The sequence below is a fragment of the Streptomyces sp. NPDC007162 genome, assembly GCF_040634175.1.
Classification (GTDB): Bacteria; Actinomycetota; Actinomycetes; order Streptomycetales; family Streptomycetaceae; genus Streptomyces.
In genome coordinates this window covers 1-7,610 of sequence record NZ_JBEYFC010000434.1, presented here as the reverse complement: position 1 = coordinate 7,610, position 7,610 = coordinate 1, and the positions used below count along the sequence as shown (strand labels likewise).

The 7,610-nt window shown below is 72.1% G+C and carries 5 protein-coding genes; 3 read left to right on the top strand and 2 right to left on the bottom strand.

The window, feature by feature from the left end; translation table 11 throughout:
- Positions 1-136: 136 nt before the first annotated feature.
- Positions 137-1,606, bottom strand: coding sequence for a M1 family metallopeptidase (locus ABZ646_RS35110; protein ID WP_360528191.1), 1,470 nt, complete (start codon positions 1,604-1,606; stop codon positions 137-139).
- A gap of 237 nt (positions 1,607-1,843) precedes the next feature.
- Between ABZ646_RS35110 and ABZ646_RS35105 the strand changes: the two genes are divergently transcribed.
- Positions 1,844-3,796 carry a Xaa-Pro dipeptidyl-peptidase gene (locus tag ABZ646_RS35105; protein ID WP_360528188.1) on the top strand — a complete coding sequence of 651 codons (1,953 nt, stop codon included), beginning with the start codon at positions 1,844-1,846 and terminating at the stop codon, positions 3,794-3,796.
- 27 nt (positions 3,797-3,823) lie between these two features.
- Here ABZ646_RS35105 and ABZ646_RS35100 read toward each other — a convergent pair whose 3' ends face one another.
- Positions 3,824-4,771 (bottom strand): FAD-dependent oxidoreductase, encoded by a 948-nt coding sequence (locus ABZ646_RS35100; protein WP_360528185.1) that lies wholly within the window; start codon positions 4,769-4,771, stop codon positions 3,824-3,826.
- 65 nt (positions 4,772-4,836) lie between these two features.
- Between ABZ646_RS35100 and ABZ646_RS35095 the strand changes: the two genes are divergently transcribed.
- Both ABZ646_RS35095 and ABZ646_RS35090 read left to right on the top strand, forming a co-directional pair.
- Complete coding sequence (locus ABZ646_RS35095) at positions 4,837-5,859, top strand: oxidoreductase (protein WP_360528182.1); 1,023 nt, start codon at positions 4,837-4,839, stop codon at positions 5,857-5,859.
- Positions 5,860-5,916: 57 nt separating this feature from the next.
- Positions 5,917-7,610 (top strand): ABC-F family ATP-binding cassette domain-containing protein (locus ABZ646_RS35090; RefSeq protein ID WP_360528179.1); only part of this gene is annotated, 1,694 nt, incomplete at its 3' end.

Below are 7,610 nucleotides of genomic sequence, written 5' to 3'. Positions count from 1 at the left end.
GTCACGGTCTACGACTACGGCACCGAATCGCCCCTTTAGGGGCGCTGGGGGTACCCCCGGCCGAAGGCTGGGGGAGGAACTGCGCGACCAGCCGCACACGGCCCGCAGCCCCCCACGCACCGCACCCGGCACCCCCTCAGTGCACGTGGTTCGTAGCCTCGATCTGCTTCCAGGACTTCGGCTGCGCAACAGCCCCCACGGCCTTCGCCGCAGGCACCCCCGGCTTGCTCGGCTCGAACAGCCACGTGTCGAACAGCGCGCCCAGCGACTTCCCCGACACCTTCTCGGCGTACTCCTCGAAGTCACCGACCGACGCGTTCCCGTACGCGTGCTCCTTCGGCCACCCCTTCAGGATCGCGAAGAACGCGTCGTCACCGACCGCGTTCCGCAGCGCCTGCACGGCCAGCGCTCCCCGGTCGTACACGGCGATGTCGAACTGGTCGTCGGGACCGGGATCCCCCGGCTTGACCGTCCAGAACGCGTCGTCGGCCGGATGCGACGCGTACACGTAGTCGGCGAGCTCCTGCGTCGTCCCCTCGCCCTCGTGCTCCGACCACAGCCACTGTGCGTACCGCGCGAACCCCTCGTTGAGCCAGATGTCCTTCCAGCCCTTGAGGGAGACGTCGTCCCCGTACCACTGGTGGGCCAGCTCGTGCACGACCACCGACGTGTTGGAGCCGTTCGCGAACTGCTTCGGGCTGTAGTACACCCGGGTCTGCGTCTCCAGCGCGTAGCCGGTCGTGGTGTTGGGGACGTAACCGCCGGCCGAGCCGAAGGGGTAGGGACCGAAGTAGCCGCTCAGCCAGTCGACGAGCTCGCCCGTCCGCTCCACGCTCGCCCGCGCCGCCCCGTCGTTGTCCCCGAGGTCCTTGCTGTAGGCGTTGACGACCGGCACCCCGCCCTCGGAGGTGCTGGTGGTGATGTCGAACCTGCCGACCGCCAGCGTGGTCAGATAGGTCGCCTGCGGCTTGTTCTGCCGCCAGTTGTAGCGGGTCCAGCCGCGCTGCGTACTCGTCGACTGGAGTGTGCCGTTGGAGATCGCCTGGGTGCCTTCGGGGACGGCCACCGACACGTCGTAGGTCGCCTTGTCCAGCGGGTGGTCGTTGCTCGGGTACCACCACCAGGCCGCCTCGGGCTCGTCCGCCGCGACCGCGCCGTCCGGTGTGCGGTGCCACGTGTTGAAGCCGTACGCGCTCTTGGTCGACGGCACCCCGCTGTAACGGACGACGACGGTGATCGGCGTGCCCTTCGCCAGCGGCGACTTCGGCGTGATCACCAGCTCGTGCTGGCCCGAGGTGGTGAAGGCGGCCTGTGTTCCGTTGACCCGCACTTCGCTCACGTCCAGCAGGAAGTCCAGGTCGAAGCTGGACAGGTCCTGCGTGGTCCGCGCCAGGATCGTGGCCGTTCCGGCCAGTTCGTCGGTGGCGGGTTGGTACTGCAGGCGCAGGTCGTAGTGGGAGACGTCGTAGCCGCCGTTGCCGTAGTACGGGTAGTAGGGGTCGCCGATGCCCGGTGCGCCGGGGCCGTAGCTCGCCGCGGATGCCGGGATCGCCAGCAGCAGGGAGGCCGCCGCGAGGACGCCCGGCGCGAGGATTCTGCGGTGCAAGTGAACTCCAGGTCGGTAGGGGGGCCGGGGCGCACCCAGCGGGCCGGGACGCCGCGTCGTTGGAGCATGCATCTGGTGGATGGAGCACGAGCCTGTTCGGAGCCTATTCAGTCCCTGTGACCCCTGGCCTGTCCATGGCCCCCGCTGTCACACGATCGCCATTCGGCCGTAATCCGATCCGACTGTCCCTCAGGCGCCCCCTTCTGCACGGGAGTTGACCGAGGTAGCGTCCGCCGCATGCCGATTCGTACGCGCTTCACGATCTGGAGACCGTTCGCCGTGGCGGCCGTCGCAGCCCTGATTGCCGCCTTCCTCACCCCGGCCGCGGCCCGGGCCTCTGGTACCCCCGGGGAGAGCCGGCCCGTCTACTCGTACGCCCACGCCATCCGCGAGGCGGTCTGGGTGGACACCGGACTCGACTCCGACGGCGACGGGAAGACCGACCGGGTCGCCGCCGACATCGTCCGCCCCGCGGAACCCGCCGCCCAGGGCCGCAAGGTGCCGGTCATCATGGACGCCAGTCCCTACTACTCGTGCTGCGGCCGGGGCAACGAGAGCCAGCTCAAGACGTACGACGCCCAGGGGAACGTCGTCCAGATGCCGCTGTTCTACGACAACTACTTCGTGCCCCGCGGCTACGCCTTCGTCGGCGTCGACCTGGCCGGGACCAACCGCTCGGACGGCTGCGTCGACGTCGGCGGCCGCTCGGACATCCGGTCCGCGAAGGCCGTCATCGACTGGCTGAACGGCCGCGCCAAGGCATACAGCAGCCGCACCGGCACCACCACGGTCAGGGCGACCTGGACCAACGGCAGAACGGGCATGATCGGCAAGAGCTGGGACGGCACCATCGCCAACGGTGTCGCCGCCACCGGCGTGAAAGGCCTGAAGACGATCGTCCCGATCAGCGCCATCTCCTCCTGGTACGACTACTACTTCGCCCAGGGCGCCCCGCTCTACGACTCCGGCCCCGACTGGCTGGCCGACGCGGTGGAGAGCGACGCGGCCCACGCCGGGTGCGCCGCAGTCCAGCGGAAACTGGTCGACGGCGCCCCGCGCAGCGGCGACTGGACCGGTCTGTGGACCGAGCGGGACTACGTCAAGGACGCGGCCAGGGTGAAGGCCAGTGTGTTCCTCGTGCACGGCATGCAGGACCTCAACGTCCGCACCAAGCACTTCGGCCAGTGGTGGGACGCCCTCGCGAAGAACGGCGTCCGGCGCAAGATCTGGCTCTCCCAGACCGGCCACGTCGACCCCTTCGACTACCGGCGCGGTGCCTGGGTCGACACCCTGCACCGATGGTTCGACCATGAACTCCTCGGCTACGACAACGGCATCGACCGTCAGCCGATGGCCGACATCGAGCGCCACCCCGACCAGTGGGTGACCTCCTCCGTCTGGCCGCCGCGCGGCACGCGGGCCACCACCCTGCGCCCCGCCGCCGGCAGCCGGCCCGGCGTCGGCGCCCTCGGCCTGCGCAAGGGCACCGGCACCGAGACCTTCACCGACGACCCGCGGCAGAGCGAGACCGACTGGGCGGCCCGGCTCGCCACCCCGACCTCGGACAAGGCCGGCTTCCTCACCGCGCCGCTCACGCACGACCTGCGGCTGTCCGGCTCCTCCGAGGTCACGGTCACCGCCACCCCGACCACGTCGACGGCCCACCTGACCGCCGTCCTGGTCGACCTCGGCCCGGACACCGTCCGGGACTACTCCGACGCGGCCGAGGGCATCACCACCCTCACGGACCGCAGCTGCTGGGGCGAGAGCACGGCCGGTGACAGCGCCTGCTTCCTGAAGACCGCCGCCAAGACCAAGGCCGTCGACTACACCGTCCTCAGCCGCGGCTGGGCCGACCTCGGCACCTACGCCGACCCCGGCAAGGGCGTCCCGCTCACCCCGGGCAAGGCGTACACGATCACCGTCGATCTGGCGGCCACCGACCATGTCGTACCGAAGGGACACCGGCTGGCGCTGATCGTCGCGGGCACGGACAAGGACCTCATCGACCCGCCGTCCACCACCCCGACGCTCACGCTGGACCTGTCCCGTACGGCGGCCAGGGTCCCGCTGGTCGGCGGTCCGGCCGCGTTCGCCGCCGCCACCACCACCCGGTGGACCGCCCCCACGGCGGACACCCTGGACGGCGTCCGCGCCCCGCACACCGCCCACCGAGTCCCGGCGAGCTGAGCACCGGAGTCCCCGAGGGACGCAGTTCTAGGCGGCCGGTCCGGTGTCCACCAGGCCGGCCGCCTCCCGGGCGCACCCCCAGGCCACCGTGACCCCGGCCCCGCCGTGCCCGTAGTTGTGGACCAGCAGCCCGCCGTCCGGCCGGGGTTCACGCGCCAGCCGGACCGCTCCCCGGTACGGCCGCAGCCCCACCCGGTGCGCCAGGACCCGCGCCCCGGCGATCTCCGGCCGTACCGCCGCACACCGCGCCACGATCCCGGCCGCGACGGCCGGATCCGGCTCCAGGGACCAGACGTCCTCCTCCGCCGTACCGCCGAGCAGCAACCCGCCGGGCTGCGGGAAGAAGTAGGCGGACGCGCCCCCTGCCACCTCGTCGGCCGACGTGTACCAGGTCGTGATCCCCGGATTCTCCACCACGACCAGCTGCCCGCGCACCGGACGCACAGCGGGATCCGGCACCAGCGAACGAGCGCCCAGCCCGGAGCAGTTGACCACGACCGGCGCGGGCACCTCGTGCAGCCCGCGCACCTCCCGCTCCTCGACCGTCCCGCCCGCCCGCTCCAACCGCTCCCGCAGCCAGGCCAGATGGACCGGCATGTCGATCAACGGCAGTCGCGCCGCGACACCTTCGTCCGTGTCGGTGAGCCCCGGCACCCGCGCCGCCCAGGGACCCACCTCGTCCAGCCGCAGCCCCCCGTGTACACCCTCGACCAGGCGTACACCGGTCTCCTCGGGCCGCACCGCCAACTCCTCGTACACCACCAGGGAGGCCAGCGCCCATTCCCCGACCAGTGCCTCCGGCTCGATGCGGTACGGCCACCACAGCGCACCGGCGACCGCCGAGGTCGTACGCCCGCCGGTCTCCCGCGCCCACACCCGCACCCGGCGGCCGCCCTCGGCCAGCACCACCGCCGTGGTCAGCCCGACCACCCCGGCACCGACCACGATCACTTCGTCGCTCAGCTCGTACGCCACAGCGCGACGTTAGCCGAATATGTCATGCCGCGCTCAGAACGTCCCGCTCTGGGGATACTCACAGCATGTCTGCCGCATACGCGACCTTCGGCCTGGCCCCGGCGACGCGCGCCGGCGGTGTCCGTGCCGACGGCGGCTACCAGCTCCACCGGGACTTCGTGGACTTCGTCGTCGACGGCCGCCCGTTGCTGTTCCAGCTCTCCGACCTGGACGCCGTCTCCCCGCTCGCCTCCGACGTCCCGCCCGCGATCTTCACCGCCCAGGTCCGCTGCCTCCTACTGGACGCCGAACCGCCGCTGCCCGACGACCGGTACGTCATCTACGGCTGCCCCGAGTGCGAGGACCTGGCCTGCGGCGCGGTCACCGCGCGTATCGAACGAGACGGCGACGACTACGTCTGGCGCGACTTCGCCTGGCAGACCGGCCCGCACGCCGATCTGGAACTCAACGGCTACCACGGCATCGGCCCGTTCCGCTTCCACGGTCCCGGCTACCGCGAGGCACTCGGCGCCCTCCTGACGGACCCCGGCCCGCCGGCCGGCCGCCGCGTCCTGCTGATCGGCGCCCGGGTCGCCCTCCTCGCGAGGCTGGCCGCGGCCCTGCGCACCATCGGCATCGGCGCCGACATCACCCGCGACGCCGACGGCGTCCCCGCCGAGGAACTCGGCCGCTACGACGCCGTGGCCTTCGGCCCCACCGCCGGGGAGCCCGAGCGAGCCGCCGTACGCGAGGCGTTCGACCGGGCGGGCGTGGCGGTCGCGTACGTCGACGGGCTCGCCCCGATCATCCCGCTCCTCGTCGCCCAGATCGAGCACGCCCTCGACCACAGCCCGCTCCCGCAGCGCCGGCTGGCCCGCCTGGTCGCCGCCGTCGGCACCGCCGGCGTCGAGGTCACCGCGCCCTGCCGGGTACGGCTCACCGCGTACCGGCTCGACCGGCTCTCCCGGCCCCGCACCCACGAGCTCTTCGACGGCCTCCTGGAACCCGGCAGCCACCGCATTCCGCTCGACGGGAGATCGGCCAAAGGCGCGTCCTACGTCGTGGCCCGGACCACGGGCGGCGTCCTGGTGACGGCGACGACCCGCTGACCGGGGCGGGAACGGGACGCGGAGCGCGCTGCCCGGACCATTAGGATCGGCCTTCTGATGACTGCCACCCTCGTCGCCAAGAACCTCGCCGCCGGGCACGGCGACCGCTCGCTCTTCTCCGGGCTCGACCTCGTCGTCGCGCCCGGAGACGTGATCGGTCTGGTCGGTGCCAACGGCGCGGGCAAGTCCACCCTGCTCCGGCTGCTCGCCGGGCTCACCGCCCCCGAGCAGGGCGAGCTGCGGCTCTCCCCGCCGACCGCGACCGTCGGCCATCTGCCCCAGGAACCGGAGCGGCGGCCCGGGGAGACCGTCCGCGCGTTCCTCGCCCGGCGCACCGGCGTCGCCGAGGCACAGCGCGTGATGGACGAGGCGACCCAGGCCCTGGTGGACGGCGCACCGGGCGCCGACGATGCCTACGCCGTCAGCCTGGAGCGCTGGCTCGACCTCGGCGGCGCCGACCTGGAGGAGCGGGCCGAGGAGGTCGCCGACTCACTGGGCCTGGCCGTCGACCTGGACCAGCCCATGACCGCCCTGTCCGGCGGCCAGGCGGCCCGCGCGGGCCTCGCCTCCCTGCTCCTGTCCCGGTACGACGTCTTCCTCCTCGACGAACCCACCAACGACCTCGACCTCGACGGCCTGGAGCGCCTCGAACGCTTCGTGACCGGTCTGCGCGCGGGCACGGTCGTCGTCAGCCACGATCGCGAGTTCCTCACCCGCACGGTCACCAAGGTCCTCGAACTCGATCTCGCCCAGCGGCAGATCAACCTCTTCGGCGGCGGCTACGAGGCCTACCTGGAGGAACGCGACGTGGCCCGCCGGCACGCCCGAGAGGACTACGAGGAGTACGCCGACAAGAGGGCCGCCCTCCAGGACCGGGCCCAGATGCAGCGCTCCTGGATGGACAAGGGCGTCAAGAACGCCCGGCGCAAGGCGTCCAACGACAACGACAAGATCGGCCGCAAGTTCCGCAGCGAGGCCAGCGAGAAGCAGGCCGCCAAGGCCCGTCAGACCCAGCGCATGATCGAGCGCCTGGACGTCGTCGAGGAGCCGCGCAAGGAGTGGGAGCTGCGCATGGAGATCGCGGCGGCCCCGCGCTCGGGCGCCGTCGTGGCGACCCTGCGGGACGCCGAGGTACGGCGCGGGGACTTCACCTTCGGTCCGGTCTCCCTCCAGATCCACTGGGCGGACCGGGTCGCGGTGACCGGCGCGAACGGCGCGGGCAAGTCGACGCTGCTCGCCGCGCTGCTGGGCCGGGTGGAGCTGGACGCCGGGCACGCGGCCCTCGGCTCCGGGGTACTGGTCGGCGAGGTCGACCAGGCCCGCAAGCTCTTCCACGGCACCGAGTCCCTGCTGGACGCCTTCTGCGCCGCGGTCCCGGACACCGAACCGGTCGAAGTGCGCACCCTGCTGGCCAAGTTCGGCCTCAAACAGGAGCATGTGCTGCGCCAGGCGGGCACCCTCTCCCCGGGGGAACGCACCCGCGCCGCCCTGGCGCTGCTCCAGGGCCGTGGCGTCAACCTCCTCGTCCTGGACGAACCCACGAACCACCTGGACCTGCCCGCGATCGAGCAACTGGAGTCCGCCCTCGACGCCTACGAGGGCACCCTCCTCCTGGTCACCCACGACCGCCGCATGCTGGACGCGGTACAGGTCACCCGCCGCCTGGATAAGGCGGGATCAGCTGAGCTGCCTGGATCAGCCGCCAGCCGTCCCGTAGCGCCGCCACCCCCGACTCGTACGGCGGTTCGTCG